General features: G+C 41.2%; 9 protein-coding genes. 6 read left to right on the top strand and 3 right to left on the bottom strand.

Annotation, left to right across the window (positions count from 1 at the left end; translation table 11 throughout):
• Positions 1 to 98: 98 nt before the first annotated feature.
• Positions 99 to 2,987: an alpha-amylase family glycosyl hydrolase gene (locus ESA94_RS08155; protein WP_129130393.1), complete on the bottom strand. Its 2,889-nt coding sequence runs from the start codon at positions 2,985 to 2,987 to the stop codon at positions 99 to 101.
• Between the two features lie 258 nt (positions 2,988 to 3,245).
• Here ESA94_RS08155 and ESA94_RS08160 point away from each other — a divergent pair, with 258 nt between their 5' ends.
• A complete protein-coding gene (locus tag ESA94_RS08160) occupies positions 3,246 to 4,100 on the top strand; it encodes an AraC family transcriptional regulator (RefSeq protein ID WP_129130394.1) in 855 nt (284 codons plus the stop codon).
• 42 nt (positions 4,101 to 4,142) lie between these two features.
• On the opposite strand, the gene ESA94_RS08165 is transcribed toward ESA94_RS08160, so the two are convergent.
• Positions 4,143 to 5,789 carry an amidohydrolase gene (locus ESA94_RS08165; protein ID WP_240671014.1) on the bottom strand — a complete coding sequence of 549 codons (1,647 nt, stop codon included), beginning with the start codon at positions 5,787 to 5,789 and terminating at the stop codon, positions 4,143 to 4,145.
• A gap of 75 nt (positions 5,790 to 5,864) precedes the next feature.
• On the opposite strand from ESA94_RS08165, the gene ligA reads away from it, so the two are divergent.
• The 3 genes from ligA (at position 5,865) to ESA94_RS08180 (ending at position 9,415) form a co-directional block, all read left to right on the top strand.
• Positions 5,865 to 7,967: an NAD-dependent DNA ligase LigA gene (gene ligA, locus ESA94_RS08170; RefSeq protein WP_129130395.1), complete on the top strand. Its 2,103-nt coding sequence runs from the start codon at positions 5,865 to 5,867 to the stop codon at positions 7,965 to 7,967.
• A gap of 64 nt (positions 7,968 to 8,031) precedes the next feature.
• Positions 8,032 to 8,601 (top strand): NUMOD4 domain-containing protein, encoded by a 570-nt coding sequence (locus ESA94_RS08175; protein ID WP_129130396.1) that lies wholly within the window; start codon positions 8,032 to 8,034, stop codon positions 8,599 to 8,601.
• A gap of 139 nt (positions 8,602 to 8,740) precedes the next feature.
• Complete coding sequence (locus ESA94_RS08180) at positions 8,741 to 9,415, top strand: DUF2461 domain-containing protein (protein WP_129130397.1); 675 nt, start codon at positions 8,741 to 8,743, stop codon at positions 9,413 to 9,415.
• A 116-nt stretch (positions 9,416 to 9,531) separates the two neighbouring features.
• Here the strand turns inward: ESA94_RS08180 and ESA94_RS08185 are convergent, their stop codons facing one another.
• Positions 9,532 to 10,539, bottom strand: a complete 1,008-nt coding sequence (locus ESA94_RS08185; RefSeq protein ID WP_129130398.1) for an aspartate-semialdehyde dehydrogenase — start codon at positions 10,537 to 10,539, stop codon at positions 9,532 to 9,534.
• 427 nt (positions 10,540 to 10,966) lie between these two features.
• Here ESA94_RS08185 and ESA94_RS08190 point away from each other — a divergent pair, with 427 nt between their 5' ends.
• Complete coding sequence (locus tag ESA94_RS08190; RefSeq protein WP_164972676.1) at positions 10,967 to 12,646, top strand: lamin tail domain-containing protein; 1,680 nt, start codon at positions 10,967 to 10,969, stop codon at positions 12,644 to 12,646.
• A gap of 74 nt (positions 12,647 to 12,720) precedes the next feature.
• Complete coding sequence (locus ESA94_RS08195; RefSeq protein ID WP_129130400.1) at positions 12,721 to 13,764, top strand: hypothetical protein; 1,044 nt, start codon at positions 12,721 to 12,723, stop codon at positions 13,762 to 13,764.
• Positions 13,765 to 13,877: the final 113 nt, after the last annotated feature.

Genomic DNA, 13,877 nt, shown 5'->3' on the forward strand with positions numbered 1-13,877 from the left:
TTGTGCTGGTTGCAAAACACATTTCACAATCGTTGTTCAACAAAACAATTATCAATAATTCATCAAATCCGAACCTAATTTAGACAGTGAGCAATCTGTTACTGCTGCACCATCACTTTTTCATAACGCACCAGGTTATCTACACGCACCTGTAACACATACTGGCCTGCTGTTAAAGGCATACCTGCAATAGTGTTACGATCTAATTCAAATACCTGGAATCCTTTTAACTGGAATCCCATGTTTTTCGATACAAGAACCTGTCCCTGCATATTTATCAACTGCACACTTACTTTTCCACTCTTCGGCAATTCATATTTTACAGTTGCTGTAAGGCTTACCGGGTTAGGATAAATAAACAAACCAAAATCTGCATTTGTTGCAAGAACATCTCTGACATTCGTCACTACCCCACCTGATATATTTTGATTGAGATATACTTTGTACTGCCCTGGCTGTAACGTAACAGCTTGTTGATTTCCTGAAACTGTAATGGTTCCTCCATTAGTGTAATCGTAAAAAGCTCCGTTTGCAGGAAATGTTACTGTTGGTGTTTGCTGCACCACATCGAAGTTGGCTACCACTACATATTTTAAATCGGTATGATCAACAACAATTGTTTTAACCAGGTTGGAGCCAAGGTTTGTACCCAAAGCAAGATTAGGTGTGCGGAACGTATTTTTAAATTGATTCCGCAGCTTCGCCATTGCACTATACACTTCGTATAAACGTTTGCGACGCACCTGTTGAAAATATTCCCAACGGATGGGTTTGTTACCTGTACGTCCATTGAAATTGATATCGTAATCATAACCAACTTCGCCAAACTGCCAGATCATTTTCGGACCGGGCAAGCCCATTAATATCGCAGCCATTGCTTCTGTACGGTAAAGACCAACAGTTGTATCTTTTACATTGTGCCCTGCGTTGGCAGTGTTGCCTGAGTTGATGTTCTCAAACATAATGCGTTGTTCATCGTGGCTTTCGGCATACGTTATGAGGTAGGGTTTATCGTTAAACGAAACATCGCTCCAGAAACTTCTGTTTTTCCAGAATGCACGGTTAATGTCGGCACCCGAAGTATATCCTTTTGTGTTTTGTGCAAACTGATAATTCATTATTCCCCACAACATCATTCCACGTTTTGCCAATTCCGCTTCTTCATCATCATTTCCTAAATGTTCAAGAATACAATAAGAGCCGGGACTAACTACCTGCATCGAATCGTAATAACGTTGCCAGATGTTGATGCGGTCCTGGTTGTATACATTCCATGCGTTTACATCGGTTGTGTAATTGTTGGTGAAGCCCTTACTCAAATCCCAACGGAAACCATCGATGCGGTATTCTGTTAACCAATGACGGATGAAACGTGCAACATGGTATTTTGTTGGCTCAACATTATGATTGAAATCGTGAAATACATTGAAAGGATGCTGTGCTGTTTCGTAGAAATAAGGATTGTTGGCTGCTGTTTGATTAGCTGTTGAATTCCACCACATGGCTGCAAGTGGCGATTGACCTGTGGCATGATTGAATGCAATATCCTGTATAACGGCAATGCCTAAACTATGCGCCTGGTCAATAAATGCTTTTAATCCGTTCTTCGATCCGTAATACTTATCAGGAGCAAAAAAGTACATCGGGTTATAACCCCAGCTTTCGTTACCATCAAACTCATTAAAAGGCATTAACTGCACTGCATTGAACCCAAGATTTTTGATGTAGTTCAATGTATCCTTCAACATCTGCCAGCTGTGTAATGCACCAAAATCACGAACCAGCAATTCGTAAATCATCAGATCTCTTTTATCGGGGCGAACATAGCTGTTACTTGTCCAGTTGTAACTTGTTTCGCCGGGAATAATTACGCCAACCATACCGCCACTTGTTTTGCCGGTTGGATATTGCGGCATGTTAGGGTATGTTGTTGCGTTGATATATTGATCGTTGTTGGGATCAAGCACCAGCTCGCTGTACGGATCGGCAATGCGTATTACATCATCAACAATATACTGAAAACGATAAGCAGTACCGGGTGTAAGACCTGTTATTTCAGCCCAGAAATAATCACCATCTTTTTTCATTTGCCCCGAACAGGTTTGGGTCCAGTTAGAAAAATCGCCGATAACCGACACTTTTGTTTTTAAAGGAGCGTATAAAATAAAAACAGCTTTTGTGTTGTTGTCTTCAAACGTAATTCCATCTTTTCTGCCTGCAGGTCTTGCGCCTGTTGGATTACTTGCCTGTGGTACAAAAAAGTTAAACGTATCACGTTTGATGGTTCCATTATCATCTGCATCAACAATAATCTGTTGTTCGCAGGTTGTGGTTACGTTGGCTGTTCCATTAATAATTTGAGCAGCTGAAGCAGTTGCAATTTGCGAACCGTTAAACCGTAAGGTAAGGTTGGCATTTTTCGATGATACAGCGGTAACAGGTACTGTAAAGGGGGGCGTTCCCGCAGTAAAGGGTTCCGCAGCAGGAATATAAGTTGGCTGCATAGCCGGCGAAGTAAACTTTACCGCAAACTCATTTGCCGGATACACTTTAATATACATGTCGCTGCCATCAATATTTCGTTGTACCAACGAACCGGCTTCGTTACGGAAGAGAATTGTTATATATAATATCTGTTCGCCTGCGGGTACACCATAGTAGCTGCGGATATTGTTAATAGTAAATTGCCAGGTATTCGGCTTGTTCACCGGATCGGGACGGGTTGCAACAGGTGCCGTGCTTGTACCCCATGTACCTTTTGTGTATTTCCAGTCTGTTGGAGAATTGCTGGCAGATGTAATAACACCAGTGTGTAAGTAAGCCTGACCCGTAAACCCCTGTAAGCCTTTATTACCTTTGCTGGCATCCATTGTAATAACAACGGTACTTGCATCGGTGGGAAAAGCTATGTCGGTAGATAACAGCTGACTATAAACTGCAGGAGATGCAGTAATCAATAACACAAACGCAAGCAAAATTTTTCTCATAACGCAATCCTTATTACTTCAATCCGCTTTTAAACGTTTACTGAAAAATTGATGGATGATGGGTGATTGCAACGAAGACTCTTTACTACTGCTGCTATTCCGGGCTAATCGTGCGTTTTAACGAGTATGCCAATGCAATCATTACAACACAAAACTAATTGAAGGTTGATGCCCTAAATTGAACTAAAATTCCATTTTCTAACACTATATTGCCAACAAACGTTATCTTCAAATGCCGTTTATTAACAGATTAAGCACATGAAAGCAGAACTCGAAAAGATTGTTCCGGGAAATGACAAGCCTGTTTTGGTTACTTACCACATGTCGCTTCCTTATCTTGAGTTCTACTGGCATCATCATCCGGAGTATGAGTTAACGTACAAAATAAATGTAGAAGGTAAGCGGATCGTAGGCGACAGCTACGAAGAATTTGAAGCCGGCGACCTGGTGTTAATTGGTCCGGATTTACCGCATACCTGGGTAACCGATAAAAAAGAACGACACGACAGTTGCGATTTTGTAGTGATCCAGTTTTCGGGCTGGCTGTTTAACAGCATGATCGGTTTGCCCGAATTTGAAAATGTAAAACGGCTGCTGCAAAATTGCCGGCTTGGTTTGCATTTTAAAAACAGTGCACCATTTAAAGAGCAGATACTTGCCTTGCCCAACAAAACAGGAATAGAAAAAATTACCGGCGTTATTAACCTCCTTAACCAGTTATCAAAACAAAAAGGAAGAAAACTTGCTTCAGCCGATTATGATATTTCGCAGGCCAAGAGCAGCGAACCCCGCATAAACAAAGTGTGTACGTATGTTGAGCAGAATTTTTCAAAGCCAATTTCCATCAGTGATGCTGCTTCCATTATTAATATTTCGCCCAGTGCTTTTTGTAAATTTTTTAAACGGGCTACAGGAAAAACTTTTTCCGATTATGTAAACGATCTGCGGCTGGGTTACGCCTGTTATCAATTACTCGAAACCGATAAGCAGATCTCCAGTATTGCACGCAGCGCCGGTTTTGAATCCATTACTTACTTCAACCGTGTGTTTGTAAAAAAGAAACACATTACACCAAGAGCTTTTCGTAACGAAGCATTGTATGCAACTGCATAAAAAAGAAAGCGCTCTCTAATTGGAACGCTTTCATTTTTTAGTTTAATTCTTTTTAGAAAAAACAGTTTCACCATTACTGATCGTTTTCAACACAGTTGTTTTTAAGATCGCTTCAAATGAAGCAGTCATTAAATCGGTATCGAGTACAACAAAGTCAGCAAACTTTCCGTTTTCAATACTACCCTTTTCGTTTTCTTCAAAGTTCGAACGTGCGGCCCAGATGGTCATGCCACGCAAGGTAGCTTCACGTGTTAATGCATTTTCTGTTTGATAGCCCTGCGCCGGCCAGCCCTTTGTATCTTTGCGAAACACTGCAGCATAAAAAGTTTTCAATGGATCAATATCTTCCACAGGAAAATCAGTACCAAGCGGAATCCATCCGTTTTGTTTCAACAGATCGTTAAATGCATAAGCGCCTTTAACCCGCTTAGGCCCGAGTCGTTGTTCTGCCCAGTACATATCGCTGGTGGCATGTGTTGGTTGCACACTTGGTACAATACTGTACTTGCCAAACAAAGCAAAATCATTTTCGTTTACAACCTGGGCATGTTCTATACGCCAACGCAGATCGTTGGTTGTTTGTAAATATTTGCCGTAAATATTTAAGATGGTTCGGTTGCCGCTATCGCCAATAGCATGCGTACACATCTGAAATTGATTTTTGTATAACACTGCTGCAACTGAATCGAAATGTTCGGGACTGCTTAACAGAAAACCATAATGCTTTGCTTTATCGCTGTAAGGCTCCAGCAAACAGGCACCTCTCGATCCTAATGCTCCATCGCCATACACTTTAAAGCTGCGAACATTCAACCGATCTGTTTTTATTTTGCCACGTTTGAAAATAGCATCGTAATTTTTCTTCGCATCACTCAGCATTACATACAACCGCATTTTTAAATCGCCGCTTGCCTGTGCCTTTTCAATCTGCAACACATCATCATAATCAATGCCACAATCAACAATAGTTGTTAAGCCTGCCGCAAAACAATTGCGTTGAGCATCCATTAATGCCGCTTTTATCTGCATTGCTGTTGCAGGTGGAATTTTTGTGCTAACAAGATCAATCGCATTATCAATCAACACACCCGTCGGTTTTCTATTTGCAACAAACACATCGCCACCGGTTAATTTCGTTTCGGCAGTAATACCTGCCAGTTGCAAAGCAAGATCGTTCACAACAGCTGCATGCCCGTCCACACGTGTTAATAGCACAGGATTATCAGGGAACAATCTGTTCAGTTGTTCATTTGTTGGAAATTCTTTTACTGTCCAATCGTTCTGATCCCATCCCCGGCCAATGATCCAATCACCTTTTGCAGGCGCTAATCCTTTATTAAATTCACTGAGGCGATGCAGAATATCTTCCCAACTTACTGTACCTGTAAGATCGGCTGTTTGCAAACCCAAACCATAGCGATAAAAATGTGCATGCGCATCAATAAAACCGGGATACATGAATTTACCCTGCAGATCAACTGTTTCTTTTGCATCATATTGTTGCTGCAGTTCGGCTGTTGTACCTGTAGCAACAATTTTTCCGTCTTTTACTGCAACAGCTTCGGCTTTGGAAAACGATGAATCAACAGTGTACACCGTTCCGTTTACAAATAAGCTGTCGATTTTTATTTTACTGTTACAGCTTGCCAGCAATGCAGCAATCACAAACAAGAGAAACGATCTGATCATAATCTATGATTTGGTGGTGAATTTAATTTGTTTTGTTCTTACAGCTTGTATTTTTACTGCCTCATTTCAACACATATGTATTCTTCCGACAGCACAAAACAATTGCAGCAATTAACCACAGGTCTTATACAACTGCTCAATACAGATAGTATTGATGCCGGTAAAACAGAACAGTTAAGAGATGTGTTGCGTTTTCACGAATACAGATACTATGTGTTGAACGATCCGTTCATCAGCGATTACGAATACGATCAGTTATACAAAGCGCTTGAAAAAATTGAAGCAGCCGACCCTTCTAGTATTACACCCGATTCGCCCACACAACGTGTTGCAAAAGGTTTGGGCAACGATTTTAAAAAAGTGCAGCATCTTGTACCGATGTTGAGTTTGGAAAACTCGTACAATGCAGATGATCTTATTGATTGGGATCGTAAAGCAAAAGAAGCAAGTGGCTTTAATACAATTGAGTATTGTGTAGAACCAAAATTCGACGGCGCCAGCATTTCACTTATTTACGAAAACGATTTGCTTGCACGTGCTGCTACAAGAGGCGATGGTACAGAGGGTGAAGAAATAACAACCAACATCAAACAGATCCGATCCATTCCGTTATCAGCAGCCTTTTCAAACTTCGGCATTAAGCAAATTGAAATACGTGGCGAAATCTTGATGAGCAAGAAAAGTTTCAAAGCCTATAACGATCAGTTAGCGGAAGAAAATTTGCCGCCACTTGCCAATCCACGTAATGCAGCCAGTGGCAGCTTACGTATAAAAGATGCAAAAGAAGTTGCACGCCGTAATCTTGAAGCTTTCCTATATCATGTAGGATACATGAACAGCGACGAAACAGAAACAGCAAAGCATGAAGAATTGCAAACGCATAGCGGTGCACTAAAAATGATGTGGGAGTTAGGATTTCGCAGTCCTGAAAAAGAAAAAAAGATTTGCAGTGGCATACAGGAGGTAATAGATTATTGCAACGAGTTTGAACAAAAGCGTGATGATCTGCCGTACGAAATAGATGGCATGGTTATTAAAGTAAATGACTTGCAGTTGCAGGATAAAATGGGCATGACGAGCCACCACCCACGCTGGGCTATTGCCTACAAATTCAAAGCAAGACAAGGCAGCAGCAAATTACGTGCTGTTGAATACCAGGTTGGCCGCACAGGTGCAGTTACACCTGTTGCCAAAATTGATCCTGTTGCTATTGGCGGTGTAACGGTAACGAGCATCTCTTTACATAACCAGGATTTTATTGCGGAAAAAGATCTGATGCTGGGCGATACGGTATTGGTTGAACGTGCCGGCGATGTGATCCCCTACATTGTAAAATCGATGGCCGAATTAAGAGATGGCAGCGAGGAGAAAATTATTTTCCCTACACATTGTCCTGTATGCAAAAGCAAGCTTGTTAAGCCCGAAGAAGAAGCGGTATGGCGTTGCAACAACTATCATTGCGAAGCACAGGTTGTTGAACGCATTATCCATTTTACCAGTAAAGATGCTATGGACATTCGTGGCATGGGCGATGCCAATGTGCGGAAGTTTTATGAACTGCATTTTTTGAAAGACATTCCCGGTTTATACCGTTTACCGTTTGATGAAATAAAAAAACTGGAAGGCTACGGAACGAAGAGTGTAGATAACTTACAAATCGCTCTCGAAAATTCGAAAAAGCAACCATTGTTTCGATTAATCTATGCATTGGGTATACGTTTTGTAGGCGAAGCAACAGCCAAAACATTGGCAAACGCAACAAAGCACTTACTGGACATTGCCGGTAAATCGTTGGAAGAATTGCAACAGCTGGAAGATATCGGACCACGTGTAGCAGGAAGCATACACGATTTTTTCAGCAACGAAGAAAACATTGCGATGCTGAAAGAACTTGAAACACTCGGTCTGCAATTGAACAATGAGCAAAAAGAAAGTAAACACGAAGGCAATCTCAGCGGCGTTAGCTTTTTATTTACCGGAACATTACCAACATTGAAGCGTAGCCAGGCCGAACAAATGGCCGAAGAACATGGCGGCAGCATCTTAAGCGGCGTTAGTGCTAAATTGAATTACTTAGTTGTGGGCGAAGATGCAGGCAGCAAACTGGAGAAAGCAAAAAAAATAAGCACGGTAAAAATTATCACTGAAGAAGAATTTATTGCGCTGTTAAAAAAATAATATACAGATTCACTTGCAGGTATAGCTTTTGTAGTTGTATATTTATTAACTCCAATCTTTTTTTATGATCAGGAAAATCCCCGGCGAACAATGGAAACAATTGCAATTTGCCGGTTGGAAACAGTTGCGGAAAAAATATGCTGTATCCAATCTCGGACGTTGTGTAAGTTTTATCGTTGATGTAACCGAAGATGGAAAATTGTTGAACGGATCGCTTACCACCGGCTACCGCACATTAAACCTGCATCGTGCCGATAACAAGGGAACCATTTATCTCCACCGTGAAGTTGCAAAACTGTTTTGTAAAAAAGCATCGCCCCGTTGCAGGTATGTTATTCATATCAACCATAACAAAACAGATAACAAAGCTGCAAATCTTAAATGGGCAACGGTAGAGGAAATGGCAGCGCATCAACAGAAAAGTCCGCAAAAGATCGCTTATAAAAAATTGCAGAAGGAACGCAGCTCTACACAAAAAGGATTGAAGCTTACTCCTGTTCAGGTAAAAACAATCAAAAAAATTATTCAGGACCCCGACCGCAGCGTTACTTATAAACAGCTCGCAAAAAAATACGGCGTTAGTGAAATGACACTGTACAGAATACGCAGTGGCGAAAACTGGGGAGCGGTTTAGGATTGCAGATTTTTGATTTACGATTTCGGATTTTATTTGCTTTCACCGCCTTGTAACTTGCGTACATTTATTGCTTTCTTCATCATTCAACTTTGCCTGTAAGCGGGAATATATTATTGACCACTCACCATCCACCAATATGCTTCAGACCTCTACCATTAAATTTTTAAAAGAACTTAAAAAGAACAACAATAAACCCTGGTTCGATGCAAATCGCAAAACTTATGAAGCTGCTAAAACAGACTTCATTGGTTTTGTTGATACAGTGATTGAAAAGCATGGGAAAAAAGATCCTTCCATTGCGCATCTTGCAGCAAAGGATTGCATCTTCCGCATTAACCGTGATGTTCGTTTCAGTAAAGACAAGAGCCCATACAAAACAAACATGGGTGCATACCTGAATAAAGACGGTAAGAAAGCCATCACAGCCGGGTATTATTTTCACTGCGAACCGGGAGGTTCGTTTGGAGGTGGTGGTTTATATTTTCCGGAACCCAATGTATTAAAAAATGTACGCCAGGAAATTGATTACAACTGGAAGGAGTTTCAAAAAATCATCAACAACAAAAAGTTTAAAGCAGTATTTGGCGATCTTTCAACTGAAGGTGATTTAAAATTAACCCGCCCACCAAAAGGTTATGAAGTTGATAATCCAGCTATTGAATACATCAAGTTAAAAAGCTGGATCGCTATGCAAAAATTTTCAGATGCAGATCTAACATCAAAAGACTTAGTGAAAAAAGTATGCACCAATTTTGAAACATTGCAGCCGCTGCTAGTATTCTTAAACGAAGGTTTGCATGCCGGCGAATAAAGCGTTGCCAACCTTTAAAAGGTTGGCAACACTGATAAACGCTCATTAATAAAACAAAAGAGCACTTCAATTGAAGCGCTCTTTTTTATTGCTAAGTTTTTCTACTACACTAATTCTTACAACAAACCTTTGCCTTGCAGGTATTCTGCAATCTGCACAGCATTGGTTGCAGCACCTTTGCGCAGGTTGTCGCTTACAATCCACATATTGAGCGTGTTCGGCTGTGTATCATCACGGCGGAGACGACCTACAAACACTTCATCTTTTTCGTGTGCATCCATTGGCATTGGGTAAAGCTGGTTTGCATTATCATCTACAACAATAACACCCGGTGCACTGCTTAAAAGGGCTTTTACTTCGTTTAAATCGAAGTCGTTTGCAAATTCAACGTTTACACTTTCGCTGTGGCCGCCCATTACAGGAATACGCACTGTTGTTGCAGTAACACGGATCGAATCATCACCCATGATCTTGCAGGTTTCTTTTACCATTTTCATTTCCTCTTTGGTATAACCGTTATCGAGGAAAACGTCGATCTGTGGAATTACATTCAAGTCAATTTGATATTTATACGCCATCGGGTATTCATCACTGTTACCTGCAACAGCTTTTTCTCTTTCACCCATCAACTGATCAACCGCTTTTTTACCTGTGCCGGTAACGCTTTGGTAAGTTGATACCACCACACGTTTGATCTGGTATTTTTTATGCAAAGGCTGCAATGCAACCACCATTTGAATTGTTGAACAGTTAGGGTTGGCAATAATTTTATCTTCTGCAGTTAATACATCAGCATTTACTTCGGGCACCACTAATTTTTTTGTTGGGTCCATACGCCATGCGCTGGAATTATCAATTACAGTAATGCCTGCTTCTGCAAACTTGGGAGCCCACTCGGTTGATGTGCCTCCACCAGCACTAAAGATTGCCACGTTTGGTTTTGCAGCAATAGCATCGGTCATGCTTACTACCTTAAATTTCTTCCCTTTAAATTCTACGTCTTTACCAACGGAACGTTCACTTGCAACGGGAAGTAATTCGGTAACGGGGAAGTTCCGCTCAGCTAAAACCTGTAACATTTTGGTACCTACAAGACCTGTGGCGCCAACTACTGCAACTTTCATTTTGTTTGTTTTCCTGTCTGACGCCCCCGTCTGACAGATTTGTTTTTTGTTATTAATTGATCCGTCAGACGGGGGCGTCAGACGGGGCCTGAATTTTTATTTCATGCTTACTCCCCTTTAGGTTTATTTAAACCCCGAATTTAAACTTCGGCGGGAATGGGGCAAAAAATAAGGCCTTCCTGTTAGGGAAGGCCTTTGAGTATGTTAAACACATAACGTACAAGACTACCTTCCCTTGCGGAACTGTTTCTTAGTGCGTTTTGTATGTTTCTTATTCATCATTGCCCGCCAAAATTAATTGCAGCAAAGCGTTTCACCAAATTGTTTTTGCAAAATTGATGATATGTTTTTACGCAATCGTTTGATTAATGTTATTTTTAAGGATATGCTTCATCGCTGTTTTCTTACAACAATTGTTTGTTTGTTGATGATATTACAACCCCATTTTCTCTTTGCACAAAGCAGATTTTCGGTTGTCATCAGCGAAATTATGAGCGACCCTTCACCACAAATTGGTTTACCTAACGCCGAATGGATTGAAATACGCAACACCACAAGCGTTGCCATCAATTTACAAAACTGGCGTGTTGGCGATGGCAGTGGCGTAAGTGGAACATTGCCCAACTTTTTATTACAACCCGACAGCATTGCAATTATTTGCGGCACTACAGCTGCAACTACCATGCAGCAGTACGGCCGCACTTTTGCTGTAACAAGTTTTCCTTCATTAGATAATGCAGGCGAAGTAATTTTCATTCGCAACAACACCGGTGCAATTGTACATGCAGTAGACTATAACCTCAGCTGGTTTAACAATGCTGTTAAAAGCGATGGTGGCTGGACGCTTGAAATGGTAGATACAAAAAACCCCTGCGCTGGCGGCAACAACTGGAAAGCAAGCATTGATGCGAGAGGTGGTACACCAGGCATTAAAAATTCGGTTGATGGCAACAACAACGATCAGCAACCACCGGCTCTGTTGCGTGCATTTGCAACCGGCAGTACTGTTGTTTTAAATTTTGACGAACCGCTCGACAGTTTATCTGCAGCAACAGCAGCGAATTATTCGCTATCAAATGGCGGAGGTACGGCAATCGCTGCTGTTTGCATTGCTCCTTTGTTTAATACGGTACAGTTAACCTTTACCAATACATTGCAGGCAAACACGGTTTATACAGTTACCGCAACCAATGTGCGTGATTGCAGTGGTAACAGTATTGCTGCATTCAACACAACGAAGACAGGATTAAGTACTGCTGTTGCAGCCAACGATATCGTCATTAATGAAATTCTGTTTAATCCAACTGCAAACGGTACCGATTACGTTGAGTTGTATAACCGCAGCACAAAACTCATCAACTTAAAAACAGTATTGATCGCTAACCGCAGCAGCGCAGGAGCTATTGCCAACATGAAAGCAATTACTACACAGGATCAGTTACTATTCCCCGGCGAATATCTTGTGTTAAGTGAAGATGATGCAACCATTAAACGACAGTTTACTGCAAAAAACCTCTCTGCCTTTATCAATATTGCATCCATGCCTTCTTACAGCGATGATGAGGGAACCGTTGTGCTAACCGATAACGGAGGTTTAGTAATTGATGAAGTACATTACAAAGACGCTTGGCATTTTGCACTCATCAGTAACAACGAAGGCGTTGCACTGGAACGTATTGATCCGAATGCAGCATCGCAAAACAAAGACAACTGGCACAGTGCTGCAAAAGATGTGGGCTACGGCACACCTTCTTATCAGAACTCCCAGTTTCGCTTAGATGTACAAGTGCAGGGCGAAATAACAGTAACGCCTGAAGTTTTTTCTCCGGATAATGATGGAACAGATGACTTGTTAACCATCAGCTATCGTTTTTCCGAAACAGGTTATGTAATGAATATTACCGTTTTTGATGCAGCTGGCCGACCGGTAAAAGCATTGCAACGTAATGCAATTTGCAGTCAGCAGGGTTCTTTCCGTTGGGACGGGCTAAACGATAAGTTTCAAAAGCTGCCACTCGGTCCTTATGTTGTTTTCACCGAAATATTTAACCTGCAGGGAAAAGTAAAGCGGTTTAAAAATCAAATTGTACTTGCCCGAAGATTTTAAATGAAAGCAATCAGATAAATGCAGAATCAGCGGCAAACAAAGTTTCTTTACCTTGAAGCCCGAAGTATAGCAGTATGATCAGCCGCAAAAAAATATTCTATCCCGTAAGCGATCCTTTGCATCATTACCTGCGGTTGTACCACCAGGAATCGAAGCTGCCTGTTTCTTACGATGACCTGAAGTATTATGCGGAATCGATTCCATTGCTGGATAAGTTTGGAAAAGACACCTTGTGGGAAACAGTCATTTACCCGCAATCGGAAATTACACGTGTGCACGACAATTTAAAAATCGTGTATGCAAAACTTAAAGCAGCAGGCGATCTTAAAGCACTAAAACATCTGTACATCGAACGTATCGATTATTGTACGTTTGGCAACTCGCATCCTTACCGCATTAAAATCGTGAACAAGTACAACGATGTGTACGATTATTTCTACATTAAAACAGCCGATGCTTCACGCATTTACGGTTTGGAGCTGGAGCAATTGCTTTCGCCCAATCCTGTGCACTACCTCGTTGATGGCGGCACATTGGTGGAAGAACATATTGCAGGTATACCGGGCGATCAGTTTTTAAAATTAATTCCCCGACGGCCGGAGTATAACCTGAAGCGTGTTGCAAAAGAGTTTGTGAAGTTTAATGAGCGTTGTTTTTTGCGTTTGCTGGGCGATATGCGTGCTTACAATTTTGTGTTCATCATTACTCCCGATTTTGATGATTATAAATTTTTCATCCGTACAATTGATTTCGATCAGCAGTTTTACGAAGGCAGTAAGAATATTTACCTGCCGCAGTTCTTCAAAGAAAATTATCCGTTTGTAGAGTTGGTGCAGAAACATTTAAACCGTGAAGTGGTGCAACAATACCAGCAGGAAGAAAGAGCTGTACTTGCACGCCGCATACGTGAAGAACGTTACCGTTTAAAAGACCTGCGTGATGTATTGGTGAAGGACCAGGTTTCTACTCCCGAAAAAATTCAGCAGTTAGGTCATGAACTTGCACTGCATTACGACGATGCTATTTTTGAAAAATGTACAAGCATGGGTGAAATTATCGACCGCAGTTTAAAACGTGTATTGATTACAACGCATACAAAGGAGTTCCGGGTCGGGTGAGGCTACATAACTGTTCGCTTGTTTTTCATCCCTTAAGTAAAAGCATTGCAAAATAAGTTAGTATCAACCGATTGTTATATCTCGCTATTTAAAAAACCGCAAAACAATTAATT

The sequence above is a fragment of the Lacibacter luteus genome (genome assembly GCF_004118265.1).
Lineage (GTDB): Bacteria > Bacteroidota > Bacteroidia > Chitinophagales > Chitinophagaceae > Lacibacter > Lacibacter luteus.

Coding starts and splice junctions, on each gene's coding strand:
- ESA94_RS08195 (WP_129130400.1), top strand. CDS start 12,721: ATGATCAGCCGCAAAAAAATATTCTATCCCGTAAGCGATCCTTTGCAT.
- ESA94_RS08165 (WP_240671014.1), bottom strand. CDS start 5,789: ATGATCAGATCGTTTCTCTTGTTTGTGATTGCTGCATTGCTGGCAAGC.
- ESA94_RS08175 (WP_129130396.1), top strand. CDS start 8,032: ATGATCAGGAAAATCCCCGGCGAACAATGGAAACAATTGCAATTTGCC.
- ESA94_RS08185 (WP_129130398.1), bottom strand. CDS start 10,539: ATGAAAGTTGCAGTAGTTGGCGCCACAGGTCTTGTAGGTACCAAAATG.
- ESA94_RS08160 (WP_129130394.1), top strand. CDS start 3,246: ATGAAAGCAGAACTCGAAAAGATTGTTCCGGGAAATGACAAGCCTGTT.
- ESA94_RS08155 (WP_129130393.1), bottom strand. CDS start 2,987: ATGAGAAAAATTTTGCTTGCGTTTGTGTTATTGATTACTGCATCTCCT.
- ESA94_RS08180 (WP_129130397.1), top strand. CDS start 8,741: ATGCTTCAGACCTCTACCATTAAATTTTTAAAAGAACTTAAAAAGAAC.
- ligA (WP_129130395.1), top strand. CDS start 5,865: ATGTATTCTTCCGACAGCACAAAACAATTGCAGCAATTAACCACAGGT.
- ESA94_RS08190 (WP_164972676.1), top strand. CDS start 10,967: ATGATATTACAACCCCATTTTCTCTTTGCACAAAGCAGATTTTCGGTT.